Annotated in this window: 13 protein-coding genes and 1 other annotated feature; of the genes, 4 read left to right on the top strand and 9 right to left on the bottom strand. The window is 55.4% G+C overall.

Annotation, left to right across the window (positions count from 1 at the left end):
- Nucleotides 1–52: 52 nt before the first annotated feature.
- The 6 genes from trpA to trpL all read right to left on the bottom strand — a co-directional run bounded on the left by trpA (nucleotide 53) and on the right by trpL (nucleotide 6,720).
- Entirely contained in the window at nucleotides 53–859 is an 807-nt protein-coding gene (gene trpA / locus J1G48_RS12255) for a tryptophan synthase subunit alpha (protein WP_000443029.1), read from the bottom strand.
- Nucleotides 859–2,052, bottom strand: a complete 1,194-nt coding sequence (trpB, locus tag J1G48_RS12250) for a tryptophan synthase subunit beta (protein ID WP_000209485.1) — start codon at nucleotides 2,050–2,052, stop codon at nucleotides 859–861. The genes trpA and trpB overlap by 1 nt, the downstream gene beginning before the upstream one ends.
- A gap of 9 nt (nucleotides 2,053–2,061) precedes the next feature.
- Entirely contained in the window at nucleotides 2,062–3,420 is a 1,359-nt protein-coding gene (gene trpCF, locus J1G48_RS12245; RefSeq protein ID WP_001195280.1) for a bifunctional indole-3-glycerol-phosphate synthase TrpC/phosphoribosylanthranilate isomerase TrpF, read from the bottom strand.
- 3 nt (nucleotides 3,421–3,423) lie between these two features.
- The gene (trpD, locus tag J1G48_RS12240) at nucleotides 3,424–5,019 is read right to left on the bottom strand and encodes a bifunctional anthranilate synthase glutamate amidotransferase component TrpG/anthranilate phosphoribosyltransferase TrpD (protein WP_000763488.1); all 1,596 of its coding nucleotides are present in this window, start codon (nucleotides 5,017–5,019) and stop codon (nucleotides 3,424–3,426) included.
- Nucleotides 5,019–6,581 (bottom strand): anthranilate synthase component 1, encoded by a 1,563-nt coding sequence (locus J1G48_RS12235; RefSeq protein ID WP_001194386.1) that lies wholly within the window; start codon nucleotides 6,579–6,581, stop codon nucleotides 5,019–5,021. Before J1G48_RS12235 ends, trpD begins: the two co-directional genes overlap by 1 nt.
- A gap of 22 nt (nucleotides 6,582–6,603) precedes the next feature.
- Nucleotides 6,604–6,699, bottom strand: a sequence feature (Trp leader region).
- A complete protein-coding gene (gene trpL / locus J1G48_RS12230; RefSeq protein ID WP_010989026.1) occupies nucleotides 6,676–6,720 on the bottom strand; it encodes a trp operon leader peptide in 45 nt (14 codons plus the stop codon). It overlaps the preceding feature by 24 nt.
- 121 nt (nucleotides 6,721–6,841) lie before the next feature.
- On the opposite strand from trpL, the gene rnm reads away from it, so the two are divergent.
- From rnm to rluB, 3 genes are all read left to right on the top strand, one after another.
- A complete protein-coding gene (gene rnm, locus J1G48_RS12225) occupies nucleotides 6,842–7,723 on the top strand; it encodes an RNase AM (protein ID WP_000500446.1) in 882 nt (293 codons plus the stop codon).
- Between the two features lie 7 nt (nucleotides 7,724–7,730).
- Nucleotides 7,731–8,351, top strand: a complete 621-nt coding sequence (locus tag J1G48_RS12220) for an L-threonylcarbamoyladenylate synthase (RefSeq protein ID WP_000077250.1) — start codon at nucleotides 7,731–7,733, stop codon at nucleotides 8,349–8,351.
- 100 nt (nucleotides 8,352–8,451) lie between these two features.
- Nucleotides 8,452–9,327, top strand: coding sequence for a 23S rRNA pseudouridine(2605) synthase RluB (gene rluB, locus J1G48_RS12215; RefSeq protein WP_001291233.1), 876 nt, complete (start codon nucleotides 8,452–8,454; stop codon nucleotides 9,325–9,327).
- 86 nt (nucleotides 9,328–9,413) lie between these two features.
- Here the strand turns inward: rluB and cobO are convergent, their stop codons facing one another.
- Nucleotides 9,414–10,004, bottom strand: a complete 591-nt coding sequence (cobO, locus tag J1G48_RS12210) for a cob(I)yrinic acid a,c-diamide adenosyltransferase (protein ID WP_001278856.1) — start codon at nucleotides 10,002–10,004, stop codon at nucleotides 9,414–9,416.
- Entirely contained in the window at nucleotides 10,001–10,762 is a 762-nt protein-coding gene (locus J1G48_RS12205; protein ID WP_000559310.1) for a YciK family oxidoreductase, read from the bottom strand. Before J1G48_RS12205 ends, cobO begins: the two co-directional genes overlap by 4 nt.
- A 237-nt stretch (nucleotides 10,763–10,999) precedes the next feature.
- Here J1G48_RS12205 and sohB point away from each other — a divergent pair, with 237 nt between their 5' ends.
- Complete coding sequence (gene sohB / locus J1G48_RS12200) at nucleotides 11,000–12,046, top strand: protease SohB (RefSeq protein ID WP_000422028.1); 1,047 nt, start codon at nucleotides 11,000–11,002, stop codon at nucleotides 12,044–12,046.
- A 41-nt stretch (nucleotides 12,047–12,087) separates the two neighbouring features.
- Here the strand turns inward: sohB and J1G48_RS12195 are convergent, their stop codons facing one another.
- Entirely contained in the window at nucleotides 12,088–12,339 is a 252-nt protein-coding gene (locus J1G48_RS12195; protein WP_000548616.1) for a YciN family protein, read from the bottom strand.
- Between the last annotated feature and the right edge of the window lie 211 nt (nucleotides 12,340–12,550).

Raw genomic sequence — 12,550 nt, 5'->3', positions numbered from 1 at the left:
TCGGCGCCAGCCACTCATTAAGCCGCCAGCGTTATGCTGACGGCTTAACTCGTTATGCGCGGCTGGCGGCTTTCATGGCTGAGACAAAGGACCTGAGCTCCGCCAACATCTGTTCGGGAGACGCGAGGTTTTTCTCGATAATCTTGACAATGGCTGAGCCGGAGATAGCGCCAGCCGCCCCGGCACGCACGGCCGCAGACACCTGTTCCGGCGAGGAGATACCGAAGCCCTGTAACGCAGGCGCGGCATGGTACTCTTTAAGCTTCTCAATGAGATGATGCAACGGCAATGCGCCACGGTTTTCCGCGCCGGTGACGCCCGAACGCGAAAGCAGGTAGGTGTAACCGCGGCCGTAAGATGCGACCTGGCGCAGAAGATCGTCATCCGCATTTGGCGGGCAGATGAAGATCGGCGCGATATTATGCCGTAACGCCGCCTGGCGGAAGGGGGCCGACTCTTCAACCGGGACATCTGCGACCAGCACGGAATCTACGCCAACCTGTTCACAACGGGCATAGAACGCATCTATGCCGTTATTGAACACCAGATTCGCGTACATTAGCAGGCCAATCGGAATGGTCGGGTGTTTTTCACGAATCAGCGCCAGCATTTCAAAACACTGAGCCGGCGTGACGCCAGCGGCGAAGGCGCGTAAGTTCGCATTCTGGATGGTAGGGCCATCGGCCAGCGGATCGGAGAAGGGAACCCCCAGTTCCAGAGCGTCGGCGCCAGCGTCAATCAGTGTGTCGATAATTTTCAGTGACTGTTCAATGCCAGGGTCGCCCAGGGTCACGAAGGGGACAAAAGCGCCTTCCCGGCGATCGTTGAGCTGTGCAAATAAATTTTCGTAGCGTTCCATCAGATTTCCCCTCGCGCTTTCAGGATATCGTGTACGGTAAAGATGTCTTTATCTCCGCGGCCAGAGAGATTGACCACCAGCAGTTGCTCTTTTTCCGGCTGCTCGCGCATCATTTTCAGAGCGTGCGCCAACGCGTGGGAGGATTCCAGCGCCGGGATAATTCCCTCATGGCGGCACAACGTTTTGAAGGCTTCCAGCGCCTCATCATCGGTAATGGAGACATAATCCGCGCGTCCGATGCTGTTCAGGTACGCATGTTGCGGCCCAACGGATGGGAAATCGAGCCCGGCGGAAATGGAATAGGACTCTTCAATTTGCCCGTCCGCTGTTTGCATCATCGGCGCTTTCATCCCGAAATAGATGCCAACGCGACCATGTTTAAGCGGCGCGCCATGCTCGCCGGTTTCAATACCGTGACCGCCAGGTTCAACGCCTATTAGCCCGACGCTGGTATCATTAATAAAATCCGCAAACATCCCGATAGCGTTTGAGCCGCCGCCGACGCAAGCGATAACGGCATCTGGCAGACGGCCCTCTTTGTCGAGGATTTGCGCTTTCGTCTCTTCGCCAATCATGCGTTGGAACTCGCGAACGATGGTGGGATAGGGATGCGGTCCTGCCGCCGTGCCGAGCATATAGTGCGCGGTTTCGTAACTACCGGACCAGTCGCGCAGCGCCTCGTTACAGGCATCTTTTAGCGTAGCGGAGCCGCTATGAACCGGGATAACCTCAGCGCCCATCAGACGCATACGGAAGACGTTCGGCGACTGGCGCTCAACGTCTTTGGCACCCATATAGATACGGCATTTCAGACCCAGCAGGGCGCTGGCGAGCGCAGAGGCGACGCCGTGCTGACCGGCGCCGGTTTCAGCGATAATCTCGCTTTTACCCATCCGTTTGGCCAGCAGCGCCTGACCCAGTACCTGATTGGTTTTGTGTGCGCCGCCGTGCAGTAAATCTTCGCGCTTTAAATACAACGTGGTACGCGTACCGGCGGTAATGTTCTGGCATTTCGTCAGCGCGGTGGGGCGTCCCGCGTAGTTTTTTAGCAGATCGGCGAATTGCGCCTGAAATTCAGGATCTTTTTGCGCGCTGACGAAGGCCTCTTCAAGCTGGTTCAGCGCAGGCATCAGGATCTGCGGCACATACATGCCGCCGAATTCACCAAAGTAGGGGTTGAGAAGTGTTGTCATGTTTTTTCCTTAATATGCGCGCAGTGTCTGAAAAACCGAGGCCAGAAGACGAGCATCTTTGATGCCCGGCTGTGACTCCACACCTGAATTAAAATCGAGACCGGCACAGCCGACTTGCGCCGCCTGGACGCAGTTATCGGCCGCCAGCCCGCCCGCCAGTAACACATCATCCAGCGGTTGCCCCTGTAGCAGTGACCAGTCGAAGCGCTGCCCGCTGCCGCCTTGCCCATTGTCGAAAATGTATTTATCGACATGGTGATAATCGCGTGCGGGAAGGGCATTGCTAACGCTCAGCGCCTTCCAGATTTGCACATTGCGCGGCAACGCCTCGCGCAGCGCGTTGACATACGCCTGGTCTTCGCTGCCATGTAGCTGTACGGCAGAAAGCGACAGGACGGCGGCTTTCTGGCAAACATCGGCGATATCAGCGTTCTGGAAAACGCCGACATACTGCAATGGCGCGCCGCTTATCACTTCTCGCGCCTGCTCAACGCTCACCGCGCGTGGAGATGAGGGCACAAAAATCAACCCGCCATATATTGCGCCAGCGTCACAGGCCGCTTTAGCGTCCTGGGCGCGGGTCAGGCCGCAGACTTTATTTTCGCCAAGCAGCACGCGACGGACGGCGGCGTTAAGATCGTCATGCGCCATTAACGCCGAGCCAATTAAAAAACCGTTGGCGAAGTGGCTCAGTTCGCGTACCTGACCATAGGTGTTAATCCCGGACTCGCTGATGACAGTCACGCCGTGGCCCAGTTTTGGCGCCAGCTGGCGGGTGCGATTCAAATCAATCGACAGATCGCGCAGATCGCGATTGTTGATACCTACCACTTTTGCGCCTAACGCTATCGCGCGCTCCCGTTCTTCGTCATTACTGACTTCCGTGAGCACGCCCATTTTCAGACTGTGCGCGACGGCGGAGAGTTGGCGATACTGTTCGTCATCCAGAACCGAGAGCATCAGTAAACAGGCATCGGCCTGATAGTAACGGGCAAGGTAGATCTGATAGGGATCGATAATAAAATCCTTACACAGAATCGGCTGCGGTGCGCTTTGGCTAACGACCGGCAGAAAATCGAAGCTACCCTGAAAATATTTTTCGTCGGTGAGCACCGAGATTGCCGAGGCGTAATGTTGATAAATATTGGCAATACGCGCCGGATCGAAATCATCGCGAATCACGCCTTTTGATGGCGATGCTTTCTTACACTCCAGAATAAAGGCGGTACGCGCGCCCTGGAGCGCATCATAAAAATGGCGTGTACTTGGCTGGATCTCATTTTGAAAGCTGGCCAGCGGCTGTTGCTGTTTGCGGGCTTCTACCCAAATCGCCTTGTCTGCGACGATTTTCGCTAAAACGGTTTGCATTATTTACCCTCTTGCCGCCAGTGCGGTGACTCTGTCATATGCGGTGCCGTTGCGCAGAACATCAAGCACGGTTTGCGCGTTGGCTTTGAGATCTTCCTGACCATGCAGACGCATCAGCATCGCCACGTTGGCGGCGACGGCGGCCTCATGCGCGGCATCGCCTTTACCTTGTAATAACCGCGTCAGAATGTCACGGTTTTCTTCCGGCGTGCCGCCAGCCAACTGATCCTGATGGTAAGGCGTCAGGCCAAAATCCTCCGCCGTAAGTTGATAGCTTTTAATTTCGCCGTCATGCAGCTCCGCGACAATCGTCGGCGCATGGAGCGAAACCTCATCCATGCCGCCGCTATGTACCACCGCCGCGCGCTGATAGCCCAGTACCCGTAAGGTTTCCGCAATCGGCAGCACCAGTTCCGGGCTATAGACGCCAATCAATGCCAGCGGCGGATGCGCCGGGTTGATCAGCGGGCCGAGTACGTTGAACAGGGTTCGCGTTTTTAACTGTTGGCGAACCGGCATCGCGTGACGGAATCCGGCGTGATATTTCGGCGCGAACAGGAAACAGACGCCCAGTTCATCTAACGCCTGACGTGATTTATCGGCGTTCATATCCAGATTAATACCGAACGCCGCCAGCAGATCGGATGACCCCGATTTGCTGGACACGCTACGGTTGCCGTGTTTCGCCACTTTCAGTCCACAGGCCGCTGCGACAAAGGCGCTGGCGGTAGAGATATTGATACTGTTACTGCCATCGCCGCCGGTACCAACGATATCCGCAAACAGGTAGTCCGGGCGCGGGAACGGGGCGGCATTTTCCAGCAACGCAGTGGCGGCGCCGGCAATTTCATTGGGATGCTCGCCGCGAATTTTCATGCTCACCAGCGCGGCGGCGAGCTGTTCAGGTTTAAGTTCGCCGCGGACGACCGCCGAAAACAACTGATGGCTCTCTTGTTGCGTCAGAGTTTGCGCCTGATAGAGTTTCTCCAGAATTGGCTGTAGGGTGTTGGTCGGTTCCAGCTTTTGCTGCGCCCAGGCTAATGTTTGCTCCAGTAGACGCGCACCCTGTGTCGTCAGGATGGACTCAGGATGAAATTGAAAACCGCAAACGCGATCCGCATCATGACGTACCGCCATCACCATGCCGTTGAAATGGGCGTTAATGGTTAGCCCGGCAGGAACATTACTGCCGACCAGCGAATGATAACGCGCGACCGGTAGCGGATTCGCCAGCCCGGCGAACATCGCCTGACCGTCATGCTCAATGCTGGAGGCTTTGCCATGCAGGATTTCTCCCGCCTGACCGACATAACCGCCGTAAGCTTCGACAATCGCCTGATGCCCCAGACAAATGCCGATGATCGGTAACTTGCCGCGTAGTCGGGTCAGCAGCTCCGGCATACAGCCTGCCTCGCTGGGAACGCCCGGACCGGGGGAGAGCATTAGCACCGGATTTTTCATTGTTGCCAGGCGATCGATAAGCGTCTGCGCCGGAATATGGTTACGGTAAATCACCACGTTATGACCGTTGGTCCGTAGCTGATCTGCCAGGTTCCAGGTAAACGAGTCGATGTTATCGAGCAGCAGAATATCAGCCATCAGAAGGTCTCCTGTGCATGATGCGCGGTGGCGATAGCACGCAATACGGCGCGCGCTTTATTACGGGTTTCATCGGCTTCAGACTGCGGAACAGAGTCCAGCACGATTCCGGCGCCCGCCTGTACGGTGGCGATACCGTTCTCCACCAGCGCGGAGCGGATAACAATACAGGTGTCCAGATCGCCGTGGGCGGTGAAGTAACCGACCGCGCCGCCATAGCTGCCGCGGCGCTGTCCTTCCGCATCGGCAATCAACTGCATGGCGCGTACTTTCGGCGCGCCGCTCAGGGTGCCCATGTTCATGCAGGCGCGATAGGCGTGCAGCGCGTCGAGATCGTGACGCAGTTCGCCCACTACCCGGGAAACCAGATGCATCACGTACGAATAGCGGTCAACTTTGGTCAGATCGGCAACGTAGCGACTGCCCGGCGTACAGATGCGCGCCAGGTCATTGCGCGCCAGATCGACCAGCATCAGATGTTCGGAAAGCTCTTTATGGTCGGTACGCATGTCCAGCTCAATACGGCTGTCGAGATCTCTGTCCAGCGTACCATCGGCGCGGCGACCGCGTGGACGGGTACCCGCGATGGGGTAAATCTCAATCTGACGACTGGCGGCGTCATATTTCAGCGAGCTTTCCGGCGACGCGCCGAAAAGCGTGAAATCATTATCCTGCATAAAGAACATATACGGGCTGGGGTTGCTCTTTTTCAGCACGTAGTAGGCAGCCAACGGCGACGGGCAGGGCAGTGAAAAGCGGCGCGACGGCACCACCTGAAATATCTCCCCCGCGCGGATGGCTTTTTGCAACTGGCGTACCACCGCGCCGAACGCGTCATCGCTCTGATTGCATTCGCAGCGCATGTCCGGCACCGGCGTGACCGGCAACGGCGGCGCAGGCTGGGTTAACTGTTGGCTAAGGTAAGCCAGGCGGGCGTTCAGGCGCTGTTTTTCCCGGTCGCTTGCGGTGAACAGACTGGCCTGAATACGGGTGCTTTTTTTCTGATGATCTATGACCATCAGCGTTTCCGCTAAATAAAAGCAGTAGTCCGGGCAGTTATTGCCAGCCTCAAGGTGTGGCAGCGCTTCAAAGCCAGCGACCAGGTCGTAGGCAAACAGACCGCCGAAAAACATAGCCTCCCGCTCTTGCGTCGGTATGTTCACCACTCCCTGTAACAGACGGAACGCATCAAATACCGACAGAGAGCATAAACGGGCGTCTTCATCTAATAATGGGCTGACGGGCGGGAAGCGTAGAACGCGACCGGCAGGCAGGACTTCGTTCTCCACGCCAGCGGGCAGGGCGGTATCCAGTAGCGGCAATAACGAGGCGCCATTATCAGATAACGCCTGAATGGTGACAGTGTCACCTAAAGCGGTAATGCGCAGCGCGCTATCTACCAGCAGCAGGCTTTTTAAATCATCTTTACTGTCGATATCCGCGGATTCCAGCAGCAGCGTTGCCGGGCGATCGCCGCAGACCTGGTGAAAAAGCGCCGTTGGGTTTTCCCGATAGGCGGCATCGCAGGTCAACAGTTCGAGCGTGGGTTTTGGTGTTTGCATGGTTATTCTCATTATTTTGTTCAAAAAAAAGCCCGCTTAACAGGCGGGCCGGGTATCGTTTGGCTGATTACAGCTGTTCATACACCGCCCGCTATCAGGAAGTGCGCCACCAACCGTGTAATGCAAATGTCGCTGCCATTTTAGATACCCTCTTCATGTGAACTTTCGTACTAGTTAACTAGTTCGATGGAATAATGTCAACACCTATTTCAGTATATTTGCCGGAACCGTTATGATGTACATGACATAACTTTATCTCTATGGGAGCCGCCTTGAGCGACACGAATTACGCAGTGATTTACGATCTGCACAGTCATACCACGGCGTCCGATGGACTGTTGACGCCAGAAACATTAGTACACCGTGCGGTAGAGATGCGAGTCGGCACGCTGGCGATTACCGATCATGACACCACAGCCGCGATTCCTGCGGCAAGAGAAGAAATTTCACGTTCCGGGCTGGCCCTGAATCTTATTCCCGGCGTGGAGATTTCAACGGTCTGGGAGAATCATGAGATTCACATTGTGGGTCTGAATATTGATATTGCGCATCCGGCAATGCGCGATTTTCTGGCGCAGCAGACACAGCGGCGTCAGGCGCGTGGTCGGCTCATTGCGGAGCGTCTGGAAAAAGCCCATATTCCCGGCGCGTGGGAAGGGGCATTGAGACTGGCCAATGGCGGCGCGGTGACGCGCGGCCACTTCGCCCGCTTTCTGGTGGAGTGCGGCAAAGCCGCGACCATGGCGGATGTTTTTAAAAAATATCTCGCGCGTGGGAAAACCGGTTACGTTCCGCCGCAGTGGTGTACAATAGAACAAGCTATTGATGTCATTCATCATTCTGGCGGTAAGGCGGTGTTGGCCCACCCGGGACGCTACGACCTTAGCGCTAAGTGGCTGAAAAGATTAGTGGCGCATTTTGCCGACCATCACGGCGACGCGATGGAAGTGGCGCAGTGCCAACAATCACCCAATGAACGCACCCAACTGGCGACGCTTGCGTGTCAGCATCATTTATGGGCATCGCTTGGATCTGATTTCCATCAGCCCTGCCCGTGGATTGAGTTGGGGCGTAAACTCTGGCTGCCCGCTGGCGTTGAAGGCGTATGGCAGGCATGGGAACAGCCGCAAATATCACAGTGAGGGAAGTATGAGCCAGTTTTTTTATATCCATCCGGATAACCCACAGCAACGGCTGATTAATCAGGCCGTCGACATTGTGCGTAAAGGCGGTGTTATTGTTTATCCAACCGATTCCGGCTATGCCCTTGGTTGTAAAATTGAAGACAAAGGCGCAATGGAGCGCATTTGCCGCATCCGTCATCTGCCGGACGGCCACAACTTCACGCTGATGTGCCGCGATTTGTCCGAGTTGTCGACCTACTCCTACGTCGACAACGTGGCATTTCGTCTGATGAAAAACAATACGCCGGGTAATTACACCTTTATCCTGAAGGGGACAAAAGAGGTGCCGCGCCGTCTGTTGCAGGAAAAGCGTAAAACTATCGGCCTGCGCGTACCGTCAAACCCGATTGCGCTGGCGTTATTGGATACGCTGGGCGAACCGATGCTCTCGACGTCGTTGATGCTGCCTGGCAGCGATTTTACCGAGTCGGACCCGGAGGAGATTAAAGATCGGCTGGAGAAGCAGGTGGATCTGATCATCCACGGTGGTTACCTCGGTCAACAGCCTACCACGGTAATCGATTTGACCAATGACTCCCCGGTGGTGCTGCGCGAAGGCGTCGGCGACGTTACACCTTTCTTATAAGGGCGTAAGCCTGTATACTACGCGGCCTTAAAATGGCGCGGCAACGCGCCGTTCATTCTCCTGTTCGACGCCTGTGAAGGCGACACCTGAAGGAAGCTCTATGAGCGAAAAGTTACAAAAAGTGCTGGCGCGCGCTGGCCACGGCTCTCGCCGTGAAATCGAATCCATTATTGAAGCGGGACGTGTCAGCGTTGACGGTAAAATCGCCACGCTTGGCGATCGTGTTGAAGTCACTCCCGGTTTGAAAATCCGTATCGACGGTCACCTGATTTCGGTGAAAGAGTCGGCGGAACAAATTTGCCGCGTTCTGGCCTATTACAAACCAGAAGGTGAACTGTGTACCCGCAATGACCCTGAAGGGCGGCCAACCGTTTTTGATCGCTTACCGAAATTGCGCGGCGCGCGGTGGATTGCGGTAGGACGTCTGGATGTCAACACCTGCGGGCTATTGTTGTTTACCACCGACGGTGAACTGGCGAACCGCCTGATGCACCCTAGTCGTGAAGTTGAACGTGAATATGCCGTGCGCGTGTTCGGTCAGGTGGATGAATCGAAACTGCGTGATTTAAGCCGTGGCGTACAGTTGGAAGATGGTCCGGCGGCATTTAAGACCATTAAATTCAGCGGCGGCGAAGGCATTAACCAGTGGTACAACGTGACGCTGACGGAAGGGCGCAACCGCGAAGTTCGCCGACTGTGGGAAGCGGTAGGCGTTCAGGTCAGCCGTCTGATCCGCGTTCGTTACGGCGATATCCCGCTGCCGAAAGGCCTGCCGCGCGGCGGCTGGACTGAGCTCGACCTCGCGCAAACGAACTATCTGCGTGGTCTGGTAGAGCTCCCGCCGGAAACCTCGTCGAAGGTTGCCGTCGAAAAAGACCGCCGTCGTATGAAAGCGAACCAGATCCGTCGGGCGGTAAAACGCCACAGCCAGATCGCTGGCGGACGCCGCTCCGGTGGGCGTAATAACAACGGGTAATCTCTACCGCGGTCTATAGGCCGAGAATCATCAGACAAGAGGGTTTGTGCCGGATGGCGGCGCAAACGCCTTAATCCGGCCTACGGTTAATAATCAATTCCCATCTGGGCTTTTACGCCCGCGTCAAAAGCATGTTTAACCGGACGCAGTTCGCTGACGGTATCCGCAAGATCAAGAATATCCCGGTGACAGCCGCGACCTGTAATAATCACCGTCTGGTGACCAGGGCGCGCGTTTAGCGCGCTTATGACCTCTTCCAGCGGCAAATAGTCATACGCCACCATATAGGTCAGCTCATCCAGGACCACCATATCAAGCAGCGGATCGGCCAGCATCCGTTTCCCATGCTGCCAAACGGCCATACATGCTGCGGTGTCTGCCTCGCGATTTTGCGTCTCCCAGGTAAATCCCGTTGCCATCACCTGAAATTCGACGCCATGCGGTTCCAGCAGATTACGCTCGCCGTTGGGCCAGGTGCCTTTAATAAATTGCACCACGCCTACGTTTTTACCGTGTCCTACGGCGCGGGCGGCAGTTCCGAAAGCCGCCGTGGTTTTGCCCTTACCATTGCCAGTAAACACGATAATAATACCGCGCTCTTCCTGTGCCTGGGCGACACGGGCGTCAACCCGATCTTTTACCTTCTGCTGGCGCTGCTGATAACGTTCATCACTCATTGGGCGATTCCTGGTTTACGGCCCGGTTGGGCGTCAAAGGTCATACCGGTTTTACGGCGACTGTCGTCGCCCATAAGCCACAGGTAAAGCGGCATAATATCGGCAGGCGTTTTTAATTTCTGTGGATCTTCCGTCGGAAAGGCGCTGGCGCGCATACTGGTGCGCGTGCCGCCCGGGTTAATGCAGTTAACACGCAGAGAACGATTCTGGTATTCGTCCGCCAGCACCTGCATCATTCCTTCAGTAGCAAACTTCGAGGTGGCATAGGCGCCCCAGTTGGCGCGTCCCTGACGGCCAACGCTTGATGACGTAAAGACCAGCGAGCCGGCATCGGACTTCAGCAATAACGGTAACAGCGCCTGGGTGAGCATAAAGGTGGCGTTAACGTTTACCTGCATGACATCCTGCCAGATCTGCGGATCTTGTTCGCTCATTGGACCGATTTCCCCCAGTAACCCGGCATTGTGCAGGACGCCATCCAGGCGGGGATAGTGCGCGGCGATGCGGTCGGCCACTTGCCGGCACTCTTCAGCGGTGCAGGTCAGCAGATCGAGCGTAAACCACTGTGGTTGAACATGTTGCTCGTCAGCAATGTGCTGCGCGACCCGACGCAGTTTCTCTTCGTTGCGTCCCAGCAGAATCACCGTTGCGCCGTAACGCGCATACGTAAGCGCGGCTTCCCGCCCAATGCCATCGCTGGCGCCAGTGACCAGAATAATGCGGTTTTGCAATAGATCTTGTTTCGGTTGGTAATGCATGGCTACTCCTCAACGGTGTGGTGCACCGTCCTGCCAGGTTGTCTTATCTTCGCGTTAACTTTTCGGGTTTATGCCTGAAAGCGCCTTTTTTTTCAATCAGACAGGGGCGATAACGCCGTAAAATGAACGTCTTGTCATACTTTTTCTTCCTCAACAGGCATACGGATGAAGAGAGACTGACTTCGATGCCTGTTGTACACTGAGCGCAAGTCGCGTTATTTAATCAAGGTGGGAGTCGTGGAATTGTTGTCTGAATATGGCTTATTTTTGGCAAAAATCCTCACCGTTGTGGTGGCCATTGCCGTCATTGTGCTGCTGATCGTGAATGCTACGCAACGCAAACGTCAGCGCGGCGAGCTGCGCGTGACCAATTTGAGCGAGCAGTATCAGGAGATGAAGGATGACCTTGCTGCGGCGTTGATGGATGGCCATCAGCAAAAACTGTGGCATAAAGCGCAGAAAAAAAAGCATAAGCAGGAGGCGAAAGCCGCCAAAGCGAAAGCGAAGCTGGGGGACATTGCGACATCGGACAAACCGCGCGTATGGGTGATAGATTTCAAAGGCAGTATGGACGCTCACGAAGTTAATGCGTTACGCGAAGAGGTCACGGCGGTGCTGGCAGTGGCGAAACCCGGCGATCGGGCGGTTGTGCGTCTGGAAAGCCCCGGTGGCGTTGTGCACGGCTATGGCCTGGCGGCATCGCAATTGCAGCGCCTGCGCGATAAAAATATTCCGCTGACCGTGACGGTGGATAAAGTCGCGGCAAGCGGAGGCTACATGATGGCCTGCGTGGCGGAAAAAATTATCGCGGCGCCGTTCGCTATTGTGGGGTCAATTGGTGTTGTCGCGCAAATCCCGAACTTTAACCGCTTTCTCAAAAGTAAAGACATTGATATTGAACTGCATACCGCAGGGCAGTACAAACGTACCCTGACTTTGTTAGGCGAGAATACGGAAGAAGGGCGGCAGAAGTTTCGTGAAGATCTCAACGAAACGCACCATCTGTTCAAAGAGTTTGTGCAGCGGATGCGTCCGGCTCTGGACATTGAACAGGTCGCCACGGGCGAACACTGGTACGGTCAGCAGGCGCTGGAGAAGGGACTGGTTGATGAGATTAACACCAGCGATGAGGTTATCCTCGGCCTGATGGAAGGGCGCGAGGTGCTGAATGTGCGCTATATGCAGCGTAAAAAACTGATCGATCGTGTTACCGGCAGCGCGGCGGAAAGCGCGGATCGGCTGCTGCTGCGCTGGTGGCAGCGTGGACAAAAGCCGTTGATGTAAACCGCTATTGCCGGATGGCATTCAGCGCCATCCGGCATGGATTAATCAACCAGGTGATACTTCTCAGACAGCACATGCGCCAGGTGTTTAAACATGTTAAACACCGCGGTGCTTTTAGGGGTCGGTAACCCTTGCTCGTCTAAAAAGTAATCGCCGCTGAAAACCAGCACGCCATTTCTCTGCGTTACGCCGGTGGCGACAATACCTGCCATCGTGTCTTCATGTTCCCGAATAATTTTGTTGGCTTCAAGCAACAGTGTTTCGCGATCGATAGGTTGCGTCTCTTTATGCATTTTTTACTCCTTAAACAAGGAGATTAGTCTACGCTGAGCACTTCTGATGGGCAAATATTCTCACAGGAAATTGATGGATTTGTCATGTTGCGTTCACTGGCAAGATTTGTTTTTGCATGCTAATAAAGTTGCGTATCGAATTTTATCAGGTACAGTGTGACGCTTTCGTCAATCTGGCAACAGAATTGCTTGACATTCGACCAAAATTCCG

Origin of the sequence: Salmonella sp. SAL-020 (assembly GCF_017372215.1) — a bacterium.
Lineage (GTDB): Bacteria > Pseudomonadota > Gammaproteobacteria > Enterobacterales > Enterobacteriaceae > Salmonella > Salmonella enterica.
This window is presented reverse-complemented; position numbering and strand designations above follow the sequence as displayed.

Excerpts from the sequence above, each read along its gene's own strand:
- rluB (WP_001291233.1), top strand. The coding sequence starts at position 8,452 with ATGAGCGAAAAGTTACAAAAAGTGCTGGCGCGCGCTGGCCACGGCTCT.
- J1G48_RS12205 (WP_000559310.1), bottom strand. The coding sequence starts at position 10,762 with ATGCATTACCAACCGAAACAAGATCTATTGCAAAACCGCATTATTCTG.
- J1G48_RS12195 (WP_000548616.1), bottom strand. The coding sequence starts at position 12,339 with ATGCATAAAGAGACGCAACCTATCGATCGCGAAACACTGTTGCTTGAA.
- trpD (WP_000763488.1), bottom strand. The coding sequence starts at position 5,019 with ATGGCTGATATTCTGCTGCTCGATAACATCGACTCGTTTACCTGGAAC.
- trpCF (WP_001195280.1), bottom strand. The coding sequence starts at position 3,420 with ATGCAAACCGTTTTAGCGAAAATCGTCGCAGACAAGGCGATTTGGGTA.
- J1G48_RS12220 (WP_000077250.1), top strand. The coding sequence starts at position 7,731 with ATGAGCCAGTTTTTTTATATCCATCCGGATAACCCACAGCAACGGCTG.
- trpB (WP_000209485.1), bottom strand. The coding sequence starts at position 2,052 with ATGACAACACTTCTCAACCCCTACTTTGGTGAATTCGGCGGCATGTAT.
- J1G48_RS12235 (WP_001194386.1), bottom strand. The coding sequence starts at position 6,581 with ATGCAAACACCAAAACCCACGCTCGAACTGTTGACCTGCGATGCCGCC.
- cobO (WP_001278856.1), bottom strand. The coding sequence starts at position 10,004 with ATGAGTGATGAACGTTATCAGCAGCGCCAGCAGAAGGTAAAAGATCGG.
- trpA (WP_000443029.1), bottom strand. The coding sequence starts at position 859 with ATGGAACGCTACGAAAATTTATTTGCACAGCTCAACGATCGCCGGGAA.
- rnm (WP_000500446.1), top strand. The coding sequence starts at position 6,842 with ATGGGAGCCGCCTTGAGCGACACGAATTACGCAGTGATTTACGATCTG.